This is a genomic window from Bradyrhizobium sp. USDA 3315, from assembly GCF_054056795.1.
Genome location: NZ_JBSRYP010000001.1, coordinates 1,564,482 through 1,579,463 on the forward strand (window position 1 = coordinate 1,564,482; position 14,982 = coordinate 1,579,463).

Genomic DNA, 14,982 nt, shown 5'->3' on the forward strand with positions numbered 1-14,982 from the left:
TTTCGGGCTGATACGGCACAATTGGTACTTTGAGCAGTTTTGCTCGACGAAGTGCCGCGAGATCCACAAGCGGCAGCTGGAGCGCAACAAGGCCTATTGGAAGTGGCTGTATCCCTTCCCCAGAACCGGCGCCCCATCGAAAAAGCCGATCTGACGACGTTGGCCAACAACGCGCAAGGAGTCTCACATGACGACGGTCGATGCGATGCTGGTGGGAGCGATACTCGCGTGGGTGCCTTCGCTCGTTGTGTTCCTCTATATCGTGCGCGATCTGCGCAACATGCCCAGCGAAGATCTCGATTGATCGCCGCACCGGCGGTCGAAGCGGATTGCTGGACCTTGTCTCGACGCGCCTCTTCACGCCAACCGGTTCCCACTCGAAAACGCTCTACACCTCCACGCCTTCGTGGCGCAGCAGCCAGCGCTTGCGCTCCAGCCCGCCGCCATATTTGACCAGCGAGCCGTTGGCGCCGATCAGGCGGTGACATGGCACGACGACGCTGATCGGGTTGGAGCCGTTGGCATGGCCGACCGCGCGCATCGCATTCGGCGCGTTCAGTTTCGCCGCCAGCGCGCCGTAGCTCATGGTGGTGCCGTGCGGAATGTTCGGCAGCGCGTGCCAGACCTTCTGCTGGAACGGCGTGCCGGCGACGCGCCATTCGACATCGGTGAGACGATCGAGATCGCCCTTGAAGTAATCGCCGAGCGCCTTGCGCATCGCAGCCGGCGCGTGGCCGTCCCGCAGCGTCACGGCGCCATAATGCAGCCGCAGCAGGTCGAGCATGCGCGCTTCATAGTCGTCCCAGTCGAGCGCGCGCAGCACGCCGTCGTCATCGGTCACCAGCAGCGCGGTGCCGATCGGGGTCTTGTGGCGGTCGAGGTTGAAGGTCTGTGCAGTCCTGCGGTCGGCCATTGTCATATCTCGGGCAAGCAGATCGGTCGGCATACAATTCACCGCCCGCATGCTAGCGTCCACCCGAATTCCGGTTAAAGCGTTTTCAAGCGAAGTGGACACCGGTTCGCGTGAAGAAAACGCGTCAAAACAACAATCTTGAGCTTTGATTCTGATTCAATCAGAACCGAAGCTCTGGGGGACCGCAATATGCTGCTTGCCAATGTTCTGGTCGCGGTGGTGGCCATGCTGCACGTCTATTTCCTTGTGCTCGAGATGTTTCTCTGGACCAAGCCGCTCGGGCTGAAGACGTTTCGCAACTCGATCGAGAAGGCAAACGATTCTGCGGTGCTCGCCGCCAATCAGGGGCTGTATAACGGCTTCCTCGCCGCCGGACTGATCTGGGGCCTCGTACATGGCAATCCGGCCTTCGCGTTCCAGATCAAGACATTCTTCCTGCTCTGCGTGATTGTCGCCGGTGCCTATGGCGCCGCCACCGTCAGCCGCCGCATTCTTTATGTGCAGGCGGCTCCCGCTGCGTTGGCGCTGATCCAGCTCTGGTTGGCCTAAAGCGCGGGCGCGCTTTTGTTTTCTTGAGCATGATCCGCTCGGAAGAGCGTTTCACACTTTTCCGGATCATGCTCAAACGCGACATCGCGCGCAGGGTGCATCGTCTTGCAATGGCCCAGCCGTTCCTCCATCATCCCGTGCAACGGTGACATCCGCCGGCCTGAGCTTGCGGACAAGATCACCGGCAACAGGGAGGTCACGGACATGAGAAGCGTGCAATTGCTCGCTGCGACGGCGCTTGCGATCGCGTTGTCGGTTACATCGGCCACCGCGCAGAAGAAATACGACATCGGCGCGACCGACACCGAGATCAAGATCGGCCAGACCGTGCCGTTCTCCGGCCCCGCATCCGCCTATGCCGGCATCGGCAAGACCCAGGCGGCCTACATGAAGATGATCAACGATCAGGGCGGCATCAACGGCCGCAAGCTAAACCTGATCCAGTATGACGACGCTTATTCGCCGCCGAAAGCGGTCGAGCAGGTGCGCAAGCTCGTAGAGGGCGACGAGGTGCTGTTCACGTTCCAGATCATCGGCACGCCGTCGAATGCCGCCGTGCAGAAATATCTGAATGCCAAGAAGGTGCCGCAGCTGCTCGCCTCCACCGGCGCCTCGCGCTTCTCCGATCCGCAGAACGCGCCGTGGACGATCGCGTTCAATCCGAACTACCAGTCCGAGGGACGCATCTACGCCAAATACATCCTGGCCAATCACCCCAACGCCAAGATCGGCATCTTCTACCAGAACGACGATCTCGGCCGCGACTACATCACCGGCCTGAAGAGCGGGCTCGGCGACAAGGCCGCCAGCATGATCGTCACCGAGGTGTCCTACGAGCTGACCGACCCGACGGTCGATTCCCAGATCGTGAAGCTGAAGGCCGCCGGCGTCGATCTGGTCTATGACGCCTCGACCCCGAAATTCGCCGCGCAGGCGATCCGCAAGATCGCCGACCTCAACTGGAACCCGGTGCACATCCTCGACATCAATGCGAGCCCGGTGTCGGCGACGCTGAAGCCGGCCGGTCTCGACATCTCCAAGGGCATCATCTCGACCAATTACGGCAAGGACCCCGCCGACCCGCAATGGAAGGACGATCCCGGCGTGAAGGCCTATTTCGCCTTCATGGACAAGTATTATCCGGAAGGCGACAAGCTCAACACCGTCAACACCTACGGCTACTCGACGGCCGAGCTCCTGATCCAGGTGCTCAAGCAGTGCGGCGACGACCTCACCCGCGAGAACCTGATGAAGCAGGTGACCAGCCTGAAGAAGTTCGTGCCGAGCCTCGCGCTGCCGGGCATGTCGATCACAACGGGACCGAACGACTATCGCATCAACAAGCAGATGCAGATGATGAAGTTCAACGGCGAGCGCTGGGAGCTGTTCGGCCCGATCATCGAGGACACCGGACCGGCGGGCTAGCCGCGGTCGGGACGAGACTCCACTCCCTCTCCCCGTTCTTACGGGGAGAGGGTCGGGGTGAGGGGCTGCTTCCGCGCACCGCTGCATTAGCTGCGCCCGCGGAGACTCCCCCTCACCCACATCGCATCTTCGATGCGACCTCCCTCCCCGCAGCCGGGGCGAGGTAAAGCGGGCCCCAACCTTCGCGCCGCTCCACCCACCTTTTCGCACCGCCCCCTACTTTGGTTGACTGAAATCGCTCACCTTTTCGGCAGCGCTCGTCTTGCGTTGCAATAACGGTTCCTCCAGTATCCCGGCCCAGCGATGGCGACCGCGGGACCTTGAACCCGCGGACAAGATCATCGGCCAACCATCAGTCACGTGAGGGAAACAGCATTATGAGGAACGGGATTTTCCACCTGGTCACGGGAACGGCGCTCGCGATCGCGCTGTCAGCAACGTCGGCCTTTGCGCAGAAGAAGTACGATCCCGGCGCGAGCGACACCGAGATCAAGATCGGCCAGACCGTCCCCTTCTCCGGACCGGCCTCCGCCTATGCCTCGATCGGCAAGACCCAGGCGGCCTACTTCAAGATGATCAACGATCAGGGCGGCATCAACGGCCGCAAGATCAACCTGATCCAGTATGACGACGCGTATTCGCCGCCGAAGGCCGTCGAGCAGGTGCGCAAGCTCGTCGAGAGCGACGAGGTGCTCTTGACCTTCCAGATCGTCGGCACGCCGTCGAACGCCGCCGTGCAGAAATATCTCAACGCCAAGAAGGTGCCGCAGCTGTTTGCCGCCACCGGCGCCTCGAAGTTCACCGACCCGAAGAACTTCCCCTGGACGCTCGGCTTCAACCCGAACTACTTCGTCGAAGGCCGCATCTACGGCCAGTACATCCTGAAGGAGCACCCCAACGCCAAGATCGGCGTGCTCTATCAGAACGACGACCTCGGCAAGGATTATCTGAACGGCATCAAGGCCGGGCTCGGCGACAAGGCCGCCAAGATGATCGTGGCCGAAGCCTCCTACGAGGTCTCCGACCCGACCATCGATTCCCAGGTGATCAAGATCAAGGACGCCGGCGCCGACTTGTTCTTCTCGGCCTCGACGCCGAAGCAGGCGGCGCAGGCGATCAAGAAGATCGCCGAGCTCGGCTGGCACCCGATCCACATCGTCGACATCAACGCGACCTCGGTCGGCGCCGTGCTGCAGCCGGCGGGCCTGGAAGCCTCCAAGGGCCTGATCAGCACCAATTACGGCAAGGATCCGGCCGATCCGCAGTGGAAGGACGATCCGGGCATGAAGCGCTATTTCGACTTCATGGCCAAGTACTATCCCGACGGCGACAAGAACTCGAACTTCAACACCTATGGCTACTCGACCGCCCAGTTGATGGTGCATGTGCTGAAGCAGTGCGGCGACGACCTGACCCGCGACAACGTGCTGAAGCAGGCCACCAACCTGAAGAATGTCGAGCTCGACATGGCGCTGCCCGGCATCAAAGGCAACACCGCGCCGAACGACTATCGCGTCAACAAGCAGCTGCAGATGATGCGCTTCAACGGCGAGCGCTGGGAGCTGTTCGGCCCGATCCTCGAGGACGCCGGCCCGGCCGGCTAGCCGGTTCGCGCAGGTTTGAAATGCAATCGGCGGCCTCCAGGCCGCCGATTTGTTTGCGGGGATGTCCTATCACCGTCACCCTGAGGAGCGCGAGGCGCGTCTCGAAGGGTCGACGGCCACCAGCGGGGCCGTGCATGCTTCGAGGCTCGCTCCGCTCGCACCTCAGCATGACGGGGATGGAGATCGCCGCGACCCATCGATTTTTACGCGCCTACTTCGGAATCTCGCCGAAATTCTTCCCCACCGGCAGCACGGCATGGCGGATCAGGCGGGAATCGTCCACCGCGGCCTGGCGGTGCTTCACCGCCTCGCGATAGACCGGATCGCGGATCATCTCGACGAAGGCGGCGACGCTTGGATATTCCGCGATGAAGCAGTGATCCCAGCGCTCCTCCTGCGGTCCGATCAGCATCAGCTCGAAGCGGCCTTGCCAGACGATGCGGCCGCCGAGCCGTTCGAACACCGGCCCGCTCTCGCGGCCGTACGCCGCATAAGCCTCCGCGCCGGTGGCCTTGCGGCCGTCGGGATAGGCGGCCCATTCGCGCAGGCGCACCAGGTTGAGCATGTGGATCGGGCCCGGCCGGTTGTCGTCCCGGAACTGCGCGAAAACGTCCTTGGTCGGATCGATATGGCCCATGCGGCGCTCCTTCGTTTCTTGTTCCCTAGCGCGATCGCTCGATCGCGCTCTTCCATCCTGTTTGAGCATGATCTCCGCGCAAACGCTCCGCGTTTGTCGCGAGGGAAAACCGGTGCCCACTTTTCCTGATCATGCTCCTTATGTAGCACGCGCTGCCTCACCTCCTAATGCCCCGTTAAGCTTTGCGTAACCGCCCCTTAAACCGGGAACGCTAGCGTGCGTCCCTGTCAGGGTGTGAGCGTTGCGGATGGCGTGGGGACGGAAAAAAGGCGGTGCGCGCAAGGAGCCGCTGTTCGGGCTTCCGGCCGCGCTTGCCGACCTTCGGCTGTCGCCGTCCGATCGCATTCCCGGCGGCGGCGACGACAAGCCCGCCAAATCCAAACCCAAGAGCAGCGACAAGAGCAGCGATTCCGGTAGCGAGAAACCGCGCCCGTCGCGCAGCGGCAGCAAGCGGCGCAGCAAGCCGCGGGGCTTTGGCATCGGCCGCCTGTTCTATTGGACCGCGGTGCTCGGCCTGTGGGCCGGCATTGCGGTGATCGGTGTCGTGGTGTGGGTCGGCGCGCATCTGCCGCCGATCCAGTCGCTGGAGATTCCCAAGCGTCCGCCGACGATCCAGATCGTCGGCATCGACGGCAGCGTGCTGGCGCAGCGCGGCGAAATGGCCGGCGCCAATATCGCGTTGAAGGATCTGCCGCCCTATCTGCCGAAGGCCTTCATCGCGATCGAGGACCGCCGCTTCTATTCGCATTACGGCGTCGACCCGGTTGGCATCCTGCGCGCGGCGGTGACCAACCTCCTGCACCGCGGCGTCTCGCAGGGCGGCTCGACGCTGACCCAGCAGCTCGCCAAGAACCTGTTCCTGACCCAGGAGCGCACCATGCAGCGCAAGCTGCAGGAAGCCGAGCTCGCGCTCTGGCTGGAGCGCAAGCATTCCAAGAACGAGATCCTCGAGCTCTACCTCAACCGGGTCTATTTCGGGTCCGGCGCCTATGGCGTCGAGGCCGCCGCGCAGCGCTATTTCGGCAAGTCGGCGAAGAACGTGACGCTGCCGGAAGCCGCGATGCTGGCCGGCCTCGTCAAGTCGCCGTCGCGGCTGGCGCCAAACCGCAACCCTGAAGGCGCCGAGCAGCGCGCGCAGGTCGTGCTGGCGGCGATGGCCGACGCCAAGTTCATCACCGAGGCGCAGGCCAAGGCCTCGATCGGCCAGCCCTCGATTGCGGTGAAGCCGGCCGGCGCCGGCACCGTGAACTATGTCGCCGACTGGATCGGCGAAGTGCTCGACGATCTGGTCGGCCAGATCGACCAGGACATCGTGGTGCAGACCACGATCGATCCGAAGCTGCAGAACGTCGGCGAAGCCGCCATCATCGATGAGCTCGCCGCCAAGAGCGTGAAGTTCAATGTCAGCCAGGGCGCGCTGGTGGCGATGACGCCGGACGGTGCGGTGCGCGCCATGGTCGGCGGCCGGAACTACTCGGAGAGCCAGTACAATCGCGCGGTCACCGCGAAGCGGCAGCCGGGCTCGGCGTTCAAGCCGTTCGTCTATCTCACCGCGGTCGAAGCAGGGCTGACGCCGGATACCATCCGCACCGACGCGCCGCTCGACATCAAGGGCTGGAAGCCGGAGAACTACACCCACGAATATTTCGGCTCGGTGACATTGACCCAGGCCCTGGCGATGTCGCTGAACACGGTCGCGGTGCGGCTCGGCGTCGAGGTCGGCGCCAAGAACGTGGTGCGCACCGCGCACCGGCTCGGCATCTCCTCCAAGCTGGAGTCCAACGTCTCGATCGCGCTCGGCACCTCGGAAGTCTCCGTGATCGAGCTGGTCGGCGCCTATGCGCCGTTCGCCAATGGCGGCTACGCCATCTCGCCGCATGTGGTGACCAGGATCAAGACCAGTTCGGGCAAGCTGCTCTATGACCGTCCGACCGATCCGCCCAACCAGGTGATCGAGCCGCGCTACGATTCGATGATGAACAGCATGATGCGCGAGACGCTGATCTCGGGCACCGCGCGCAAGGCGGAGATCCCGGGCTGGACCGCCGCCGGCAAGACCGGCACCAGCCAGGATTATCGCGACGCCTGGTTCATCGGCTACACCGCCAAGCTCGTCACCGGCGTCTGGCTCGGCAATGACGACAATTCACCGACCAAGAAGGCGACCGGCGGCGGCTTGCCGGTCGAAGTGTGGACCCGCTTCATGAAGGCGGCGCATCAGGGCGTGCCGGTCGCCGCGATCCCGAACTCGCAGGGCAGCTGGGGGCCGGCGAACCTGATGCAGATCTCGTCGCAGGTCACCGCGCCGTCTGCGCCGGCGGGACCGATGCAGATTCAGCCACCAATGCAGGCATCGCAACCTCCGGCGCCGGTGCCATCCGGCGGCGGCTATTATCGCCCGCCCCCGCCGACGCCGGCCCGCGCCTCGGCGCCACCCAACCCGAACGCGCGGCCGGAGGCTGCGGCCGGACTGGACGGCTGGCTGGCGGATCGGTTGTTTCGGTAGAAGTCGGTAGGCGGACGGATCGCGTTGCTCCGTAGCCGGGATGAAGCGAAGCGTAATCCGGGACCAGTCACGCCATCGGTGAAAGCTGCCCCGGATTACGCTTACGCTCCATCCGGGCTACGCACTACGCACTCAAGCCGTCAGCCCCCGCGAAGGCGGGGGATCCAGTACGCCTCAGCCCCTGGATTGAAGACAAACGCCTCTGGAATACTGCATCGCCCGCTTTCGCGGGCGATGACAGCAACGTTCGGGGCGAACAGCGCGCCCTACTCCTGGATCCCGTAGCGATGCAGGTCGTTGCCGTAGGTGTCGAGCCAGTTCTTGGCGCGCGTTACCGACGCGCAGACCTTGTCGACCACCCGCCAGAACCGCGCCGAGTGGTTCATCTCGACGAGATGGGCGACCTCATGCGCAGCGAGGTAATCGAGCACGAAGGGCGGCGCCAGGATCAGCCGCCATGAGAACGACAGCGAACCCGCCGAAGTACACGAGCCCCAGCGGCTGGACTGATCGCGGATCGAGATCCGGCGTACCCGCACGCCGAGTTCCGCGGCGTGAAGCTGCGCCGCCTTCTGCAGGTCCTTGCGCGCCTCGCGCTTGAGGAAGTCGTGCACGCGGCGATCCATGTACTCGACGCCGCCGGCGACGCAAATGATCCTCTCGCCGCTGTCGCGCGTCTCGGTCCACACCGTGCCGCGCTCGCCCGAGCGGTGCACCAGGCGATGCGGCACGCCGCGCAACGGCACCACGGTGCCGGTCTGGAACGGCGCGGCCTTCGGCAAGCGGCCAAGACGGGCGGCGATCCAGCCGCCATGGAGATTGGCGAACTCCTTGGCTTCCGGAATCGTGCCGCGCGGCGGCATCGTCAGGATCGCTTCACGATCGGTTGGATGTATCCTGAGTGTGTAGCGGCGCGCGCGCCTATGCCGGCGCAACCTGACGGTGAAGAACTGGGAGCCGTGTCTGACCAATACGGTCGCGGGTTCGGCAGGCCGCCGATAGAGGAGCGCGCGAGTAGCCATTTCTGAGAGTCCGGGGAGCAGGAGTTCGCCCGAACTTTGCCATATCCGCCGCCAGGGAAAGCGCTCGGCGCAAAAACAAATCATTTGCCCAATATACAGGGGTCGGACGTTAATTGACCTCTACAGGCAGGGGCTGGAACCGGAATTTTTCCGATGAATCAAGGTTACGAAAAAGGCCCAAAGAATGAAATTATATTCACCCTTTGGGCCTCGCCCGATTTGGGATTCTTTTAGTTAAATCAGCGACTTGCGCGACCGCGAAAATCGCGGCCGGGGCGATACCTATTCGGCGGCGGCGACCAGCGAAAGCCGCGTATTGGCCGCCGAAACCATGAAATCGGAGATCCGCGGCACGATTTCGGAGCGAAAACGCGAGCCGTTGAACACGCCATAGTGCCCGACGCCCTTCTGCACGTAATGCACGCGGCGATGGTTCGGGATCGCGGTGCAAAGCGCGTGTGTCGCCTCGGTTTGGCCAAGACCTGAGATGTCGTCCTTCTCGCCTTCGACCGTCATCAGCGCGACGCGGCGGATCTTCGACGGATCGACCGGCTTGCCGCGATGGGTCATCTCGCCCTTCGGCAGCGCGTGCTTGACGAAGACGAGGTCGACGGTCTGCAGGTAATATTCGGCGGTGAGATCCATCACCGCGAGATACTCGTCATAGAATTCGCGGTGCTTGTCGACGAGATCGCCGTCACCCTTGACCAGATTGGCGAACAGCGCCTTGTGCGCGTCCATGTGCCGGTCGAGGTTCATGCTGATGAAGCCATTGAGCTGCAGGAAGCCCGGATAGACGTCACGCATCACGCCCGGATGCGGGAACGGCACCTTGGTGATGACATTGTTACGGAACCACTCGATGCCGCGCTCTTCGGCGAGGTTGTTGACCGCGGTCGGATTGCGCCTGGTGTCGATCGGCCCGCCCATCAGCGTCATCGAAAGCGGTACGAACGGGTCGTTGTTTGCTTCCATCACGGAAACCGCTGCCACGACAGGCACCGAAGGCTGGCACACCGCGATGACATGCATGTTGCCGCCGAGAGCGTGCAGCATCTCGATCAGGTAGTCGACATAGTCCTCGAGATCGAACCGGCCGGCCGCGAGCGGCACCATGCGCGCGTCGGCCCAGTCGGTGATGTAGACCTCATGCGTCGGCAGGAACGCCTCGACTGTGCCGCGGAGCAGCGTCGCATAGTGACCCGACATCGGCGCCACGATCAGCACGCGCGGCTGCGGCGAGCGCAGCGGGCGCGTCAGCTTGCGATCGAAATGCAGCAGGCGGCAGAACGGCTTTTCCCAGATCGAACGGACCTCGACCGGAGTGCGGATGCCGTTGACCTCGGTCGTCGGCAGGTTCCATTCCGGCTTGCCGTAGCGGCGCGTGGTGCGCTCGAACAGCTCACAACCGGCGGCGATCGACTTGCCGAACTCGGTGTGGGTCCACGGATTGAGCGGGTTCTGAAACAGGATCTTGGTGGCGTCGGTTACCGCGCGCACCGGATTGAGCGACGCATGCGCCATCTCGTACATCCAGTACAACGGCGTCGTGAGTGCCGGGCTGCCTTCCGCCGCTAGTGGCGGGGCACCGCCAAATTCACCGATGGGCATAGTATTTTCAGACCCCTGTTTTGCGCCGCAGCATCCTGACCAATGCGTAACAATGCGTCAATGCGCCGCGAGCCGAATCTGGGGGCGATATCGGGCTAAAAGGCCGAGAATCCACGAGAAAGTGACATTTATTCACCACCGCCGAGCAGCGACCCGTTGCGCTTGGCGCTCTGCAAAAGGGCAAGGAAGATCGCAAAAGAGGCAGCGAACAGGAACGCGTTGATGACCAGCGCCCACGCCATCAGGTCGGCGCGGAAGACGTGATCGATCAGAAGCGAGCGCATGCCTTCGAACACATAGGTCGGCGGCAGCGTCCAGGCGACAGCTTGCAGCCAGGCCGGCAGCACCTCGACCGGATAGTAGATGCAGGCGAGCGGCATCACCGCGAACATCAGCGTCCAGACGATGCTTTCCGCCCCTAACCCGTTGCGCAGCACGAGGCCCGAGGCGAACACGCCGACCGACCAGCTCGTGAAGATCAGATTGCAGAAGAACGCGATCAGCGGCAGCCCGATGGCGTAGAAGTTGAAGCCGAAAAAGAACAGCGCCAGCAGCGTCATCGGGATCACGCCGATGGCGAGCCGGATCAGGCTCATGATCATCAGCGAGAGCAGGAATTCGATCGGCTTCAGCGGGCTCATCATCAGGTTGCCGAGGTTGCGTGCCCACATCTCCTCCAGGAACGAGATCGAGAAGCCGAGCTGCCCCCGGAACAGGATGTCCCACAGGATCACGGCACCGATCAGCGTGCCGCCCGCCTTGGCGAAGAAGCCGGATGCCTGCGAGATGTAATTCTGCAGGAAGCCCCAGGTGATGATCTGCAGTGCCGGCCAGTAGACCAACTCCAGGAGCCGCGGCCATGACGACATCAGGAGATACCAATAGCGCAGCACCATCGCGTTGATGCGTTGCAGTGAAATGGTGTGCTGGTGCTGGCTGACGAGTTCGCTCATGGTGTGTCCTCTGGCGCGCCCTCCCGCACCCGGCCGCGCGCCACGTCGAGAAACACCTCTTCCAGCGTGTCGCGGTTGTAGCGCGCCATGATCCGGTCGGGGCTGTCGTCGTCCTCGATCTTGCCGCGCTTCATGATGATGACGCGGTCGCAGAGGCGCTCGACCTCCAGCATGTTGTGTGACGCCAGCAGGATGGTCGCGTTATGGGTCTTGCGGTAGGTCTCGAGATGCTGCCGCACCCAGTCGGCGGTATCCGGGTCGAGCGAGGCGGTCGGCTCGTCGAGCAGCAAGAGGTCCGGTTCGTTGATCAGCGCCTTCGCCAGCGCGACGCGGGTCTTCTGCCCGGCAGAGAGCTTGCCGTTGGAGCGGTCGAGGAATTCCTTGAGATCGAGATCGTCGGCGAGCTGGTCGATCCGCTCACGCAAACGCTGCACGGCATAAAGGCGCCCGAAAATGGTCAGGTTCTGCCGCACCGTGAGCCGCATCGGCATGTCGACGTAGGGGCTTTCGAAGTTCATCCGGCCGAGCACGTCGTAGCGCTGCTCGGGGATTCGTGCACCGAGCACCTCGACGCTGCCCGAGGTCGGCAGCACCAGGCCCATGATCATCGCGATCGTCGTGGTCTTGCCGGCGCCGTTGCCGCCGAGCAGGCCGGTGATGCTGCCGCGCGCGATGCGGAACGAGATATCGTCGACCGCGCGAGCGGTCTTGTAGACCTTGACCAGATGCGCGACGTCGATCGCGGCCGACTCGCCTTGTTCAGCCGCCGGAGCTTGCCTCTGACCTGTCCCGACCTGTTGCATATGGCCGTCATTGAGCCATTGCGACAATAAGCGCAAGGCTTGGCGGTAATTAAAGGCTTGCCCTGCATCGGTGCGCCAAGTCGCGAATTTGTGCGCCGCCCACGGCACAGCTAAGGTCCCGGGATGACCGACGTCGCTTCCGATTTCCGCCAACCCCGCCGCTACGTCCGCCTGGATACGATCCTGCGGCTGCGCTGGCTCGCCGCGCTCGGCCAGCTCGTCGCCATCTTCATCGTGGCGCAGGGACTGGAATTCGACGTTCCGATCGTCCCCTGCGTCACCATCGTGACGTTCTCGGCGCTGCTCAATCTGGCGCTGCAGATCGCCTTCAACCCGATGCAGCGGCTGGAGCCGGCCTATGCCGCGGCCCTGCTCGCGTTCAACATCGTCGAGCTCGGCGGGCTCCTGTACTTCACCGGCGGGCTGCAGAACCCGTTCTCGTTCCTGTTCCTGGCGCCGGTCCTGATCTCGGCCACCGTGCTGCCGATCCGGCTGACGATCGCGCTCGGCTGTCTTGCGGTCGCCTGCGCCTCGGCGCTGTTCTTCTACCATCTGCCTCTGCCCTGGGATGCCGACGATCCCTTGGTGCTGCCGCCGATCTATCTGATCGGCGTCTGGCTTTCGATCCTGCTCGCGATCGGCGTCACCAGTCTGTACGCATTCCAGGTGACCGAGGAAGCACGCCAGCTCTCCGATGCGCTCGCGGCGACCGAGCTGGTGCTGACGCGCGAGCAGCATCTGACCCAGCTCGACGGCCTCGCCGCCGCCGCCGCGCACGAGCTCGGCACGCCGCTGTCGACGATCTTCCTGATCTCGCGCGAGCTCGAGAAGACGGTGCATGACCAGGCGATCGCCGGCGACCTCAAGACCCTGCGCGAGCAGGCGCAGCGCTGCCGCGACATCCTGAGCAAGATCGCGCAATTGTCATCGAGCGGTGCGCCGTTCGACACCATGAAGCTGTCGACCTTGATCGAGGAGGCGGTGGCGCCGCATCGCGATTTCGGCATCAACATCAAGGTGCGGCTTGCTGTCGCAGCAACGCCCGAACCGGTCGCCGCGCGCAATCCGGCGATCCTCTATGGCGTCGGAAACATTCTCGAAAATGCGGTCGATTTCGCGCACCAGACCGTCGAGGTGAACGCGTGGTGGAACGCCGAGACCGTTGAAGTCGTCGTCTCCGACGACGGTCCGGGCATCGCGCCCGACATGCTGAAGCGGATCGGCGAGCCGTATCTGTCGCGTCGCCGAGGTGCGGATGAGGCCCAAAACCCACGTGGGGGCCTGGGTCTGGGCGTTTTCATCGCAAGGACGCTGCTGGAACGTACCGGCGCCAAGGTGTCGTTTACCAATCGCACCTTTCCCGATCACGGCGCCGTGGTGCAGATCGTCTGGCCGCGCGAGCGCTTCGAGGAAGCTGCGCCTGGCGACGAAACCGAATCCTAAGAACGATTCTTAATCGCGACCCTGGCATTACGGATGCATTGCTCTTTCCAGACAAGCACGCGACTTTCGGCTGCCTTGGCAGCGCCGCAGTAGGACCCCATATAATAGGGGTCTGCCACAGGGAAAAATGGATCGTGAACGCCATCACTGAACTGAATGACCATGCCGACCGCTCGCTCCTCATCGTCGAGGACGACAAGCCGTTCCTGGAACGCCTGTCGCGCGCGATGGAGACGCGGGGTTTCGCGGTGAAGTCATGCGACACGGTATCTGATGGTCTCGCCGAGATCGGCCGCGCCGCGCCCGCTTTCGCGGTCGTCGATCTCCGCCTCGGCGACGGCAACGGCCTCGACGTCGTTTCGGCGTTGAAGCGCAAGCGCCCCGAGGCGCGCGCGATCGTGCTGACCGGCTACGGCAACATCGCCACCGCCGTCACCGCGGTGAAGATGGGCGCCGTCGATTATCTCTCGAAGCCCGCCGACGCCGATGACGTCGTCGCCGCGCTGCTCGCGACCGGCACCGAGAAGTCCGAGCTGCCGGCCAATCCGATGTCGGCGGACCGCGTGCGCTGGGAGCACATCCAGCGCATCTACGAGATGTGCAACCGCAACGTCTCGGAGACCGCGCGCCGCCTCAACATGCACCGCCGCACCTTGCAGCGCATCCTCGCAAAGCGCGCCCCGCGGTAAGCGACGCTTCATTTGATTTCGCGATGGCCGGGCTCGTCCCGGCCATTTGCTTTTCGTCGCTTCGTAGGGTGGGTAGAGCGAAGCGAAACCCACCAACTTCACGCCGCGGCGGCAAGTGATGGGTTTCGCTTCGCTCTACCCATCCTACGGAATCCAACAAGCTGTCCGTCACCCTGAGGAGCGCGCCCTTGCGCGCGTCTCGAAGGGTCGACGGCCACCAGCCGGGCCGATTCATCCTTCGAGGCTCGCTGCGCTCGCGCCTCCAGCGCCAAAGGCGAGGCCTTTGCGCGGGGATGACGGGGCAACAGCAATGTTCTTCGCTAAAACTCGGCGTGCCCCTGCGGATCGACCAGGCGGTTGATGCGCTGCGCCGCGGCCATGGCAAAGCGCACCGTCATCGCCTTGCGCGTGACCGCCGGCAGGCGATGCTCCGGCGCCTCGCAATGCAGATGCGCGCCATAGGCGTCGGCGATGATCAAACCGGTGTCCTCCGGGAAGATCTCGCACGGCAGATCCTGCGTGAAGGCGAAGAACAGCCGGTCGCAATGCATGCGGTAGTCCTGCCATTTCTGGTCGGCGCGCAGATCCTCGACCGACGACTTGATCTCGACGATCCAGATCTCGCCGCGCTCGTTCAGCGCGACCAGATCGGCTCTTCGGCCGGACGGCAGCGGCAATTCGCTGATGCAGGAAAATCCCAGCGATCTCAGAAGCCTCGCCGTGCCGCGCGCGATCGCAAGCGCGGTCTCCGACTGGCGTCGGTCGGGCGCGGGCACAAGCGCGATCTGGCGGGCGGATGAGTCCATAGAGCGAAGATTAGCCGATTC

General features: G+C 63.7%; 13 protein-coding genes. 6 read left to right on the forward strand and 7 right to left on the reverse strand.

Annotated elements, in window-relative coordinates; translation table 11 throughout:
* Positions 1-388: 388 nt before the first annotated feature.
* Positions 389-913, reverse strand: coding sequence for a methylated-DNA--[protein]-cysteine S-methyltransferase (locus ACVIYL_RS07240; RefSeq protein WP_456778106.1), 525 nt, complete (start codon positions 911-913; stop codon positions 389-391).
* 189 nt (positions 914-1,102) lie between these two features.
* Between ACVIYL_RS07240 and ACVIYL_RS07245 the strand changes: the two genes are divergently transcribed.
* The 3 genes from ACVIYL_RS07245 to ACVIYL_RS07255 all read left to right on the forward strand — a co-directional run bounded on the left by ACVIYL_RS07245 (position 1,103) and on the right by ACVIYL_RS07255 (position 4,491).
* On the forward strand, positions 1,103-1,462 hold the full coding sequence (locus tag ACVIYL_RS07245; RefSeq protein ID WP_283065856.1) for a DUF1304 domain-containing protein: 360 nt from the start codon (positions 1,103-1,105) through the stop codon (positions 1,460-1,462).
* Positions 1,463-1,666: 204 nt separating this feature from the next.
* Positions 1,667-2,887 (forward strand): ABC transporter substrate-binding protein, encoded by a 1,221-nt coding sequence (locus tag ACVIYL_RS07250; RefSeq protein ID WP_456778107.1) that lies wholly within the window; start codon positions 1,667-1,669, stop codon positions 2,885-2,887.
* Positions 2,888-3,264: 377 nt separating this feature from the next.
* Positions 3,265-4,491 carry an ABC transporter substrate-binding protein gene (locus ACVIYL_RS07255; RefSeq protein ID WP_018269220.1) on the forward strand — a complete coding sequence of 409 codons (1,227 nt, stop codon included), beginning with the start codon at positions 3,265-3,267 and terminating at the stop codon, positions 4,489-4,491.
* A 211-nt stretch (positions 4,492-4,702) separates the two neighbouring features.
* On the opposite strand, the gene ACVIYL_RS07260 is transcribed toward ACVIYL_RS07255, so the two are convergent.
* Complete coding sequence (locus ACVIYL_RS07260) at positions 4,703-5,128, reverse strand: DUF1330 domain-containing protein (RefSeq protein WP_456778108.1); 426 nt, start codon at positions 5,126-5,128, stop codon at positions 4,703-4,705.
* A gap of 247 nt (positions 5,129-5,375) precedes the next feature.
* Here ACVIYL_RS07260 and ACVIYL_RS07265 point away from each other — a divergent pair, with 247 nt between their 5' ends.
* Entirely contained in the window at positions 5,376-7,634 is a 2,259-nt protein-coding gene (locus tag ACVIYL_RS07265) for a transglycosylase domain-containing protein (RefSeq protein WP_456778109.1), read from the forward strand.
* A 266-nt stretch (positions 7,635-7,900) separates the two neighbouring features.
* On the opposite strand, the gene ACVIYL_RS07270 is transcribed toward ACVIYL_RS07265, so the two are convergent.
* The 4 genes from ACVIYL_RS07270 to ACVIYL_RS07285 form a co-directional block, all read right to left on the reverse strand.
* Entirely contained in the window at positions 7,901-8,740 is an 840-nt protein-coding gene (locus ACVIYL_RS07270) for a M48 family metallopeptidase (RefSeq protein ID WP_456778110.1), read from the reverse strand.
* Between the two features lie 198 nt (positions 8,741-8,938).
* Complete coding sequence (locus ACVIYL_RS07275) at positions 8,939-10,267, reverse strand: polyhydroxyalkanoate depolymerase (protein ID WP_028341465.1); 1,329 nt, start codon at positions 10,265-10,267, stop codon at positions 8,939-8,941.
* Between the two features lie 128 nt (positions 10,268-10,395).
* Positions 10,396-11,220, reverse strand: a complete 825-nt coding sequence (locus tag ACVIYL_RS07280) for an ABC transporter permease (RefSeq protein WP_057015392.1) — start codon at positions 11,218-11,220, stop codon at positions 10,396-10,398.
* Positions 11,217-12,023 (reverse strand): ABC transporter ATP-binding protein, encoded by an 807-nt coding sequence (locus ACVIYL_RS07285; RefSeq protein ID WP_456778111.1) that lies wholly within the window; start codon positions 12,021-12,023, stop codon positions 11,217-11,219. Before ACVIYL_RS07285 ends, ACVIYL_RS07280 begins: the two co-directional genes overlap by 4 nt.
* A 123-nt stretch (positions 12,024-12,146) precedes the next feature.
* Between ACVIYL_RS07285 and ACVIYL_RS07290 the strand changes: the two genes are divergently transcribed.
* The gene (locus tag ACVIYL_RS07290; protein WP_028335612.1) at positions 12,147-13,466 is read left to right on the forward strand and encodes an ActS/PrrB/RegB family redox-sensitive histidine kinase; all 1,320 of its coding nucleotides are present in this window, start codon (positions 12,147-12,149) and stop codon (positions 13,464-13,466) included.
* A gap of 134 nt (positions 13,467-13,600) precedes the next feature.
* Complete coding sequence (locus tag ACVIYL_RS07295; RefSeq protein ID WP_016845514.1) at positions 13,601-14,155, forward strand: ActR/PrrA/RegA family redox response regulator transcription factor; 555 nt, start codon at positions 13,601-13,603, stop codon at positions 14,153-14,155.
* Between the two features lie 320 nt (positions 14,156-14,475).
* Here ACVIYL_RS07295 and ACVIYL_RS07300 read toward each other — a convergent pair whose 3' ends face one another.
* A complete protein-coding gene (locus ACVIYL_RS07300) occupies positions 14,476-14,961 on the reverse strand; it encodes an MmcB family DNA repair protein (protein ID WP_456778112.1) in 486 nt (161 codons plus the stop codon).
* Between the last annotated feature and the right edge of the window lie 21 nt (positions 14,962-14,982).

Excerpts from the sequence above, each read along its gene's own strand:
- ACVIYL_RS07275 (WP_028341465.1), bottom strand. The coding sequence starts at position 10,267 with ATGCCCATCGGTGAATTTGGCGGTGCCCCGCCACTAGCGGCGGAAGGC.
- ACVIYL_RS07255 (WP_018269220.1), top strand. The coding sequence starts at position 3,265 with ATGAGGAACGGGATTTTCCACCTGGTCACGGGAACGGCGCTCGCGATC.
- ACVIYL_RS07270 (WP_456778110.1), bottom strand. The coding sequence starts at position 8,740 with ATGATTTGTTTTTGCGCCGAGCGCTTTCCCTGGCGGCGGATATGGCAA.
- ACVIYL_RS07260 (WP_456778108.1), bottom strand. The coding sequence starts at position 5,128 with ATGGGCCATATCGATCCGACCAAGGACGTTTTCGCGCAGTTCCGGGAC.
- ACVIYL_RS07285 (WP_456778111.1), bottom strand. The coding sequence starts at position 12,023 with ATGCAACAGGTCGGGACAGGTCAGAGGCAAGCTCCGGCGGCTGAACAA.
- ACVIYL_RS07265 (WP_456778109.1), top strand. The coding sequence starts at position 5,376 with ATGGCGTGGGGACGGAAAAAAGGCGGTGCGCGCAAGGAGCCGCTGTTC.
- ACVIYL_RS07245 (WP_283065856.1), top strand. The coding sequence starts at position 1,103 with ATGCTGCTTGCCAATGTTCTGGTCGCGGTGGTGGCCATGCTGCACGTC.
- ACVIYL_RS07290 (WP_028335612.1), top strand. The coding sequence starts at position 12,147 with ATGACCGACGTCGCTTCCGATTTCCGCCAACCCCGCCGCTACGTCCGC.
- ACVIYL_RS07300 (WP_456778112.1), bottom strand. The coding sequence starts at position 14,961 with ATGGACTCATCCGCCCGCCAGATCGCGCTTGTGCCCGCGCCCGACCGA.
- ACVIYL_RS07250 (WP_456778107.1), top strand. The coding sequence starts at position 1,667 with ATGAGAAGCGTGCAATTGCTCGCTGCGACGGCGCTTGCGATCGCGTTG.
- ACVIYL_RS07280 (WP_057015392.1), bottom strand. The coding sequence starts at position 11,220 with ATGAGCGAACTCGTCAGCCAGCACCAGCACACCATTTCACTGCAACGC.
- ACVIYL_RS07240 (WP_456778106.1), bottom strand. The coding sequence starts at position 913 with ATGGCCGACCGCAGGACTGCACAGACCTTCAACCTCGACCGCCACAAG.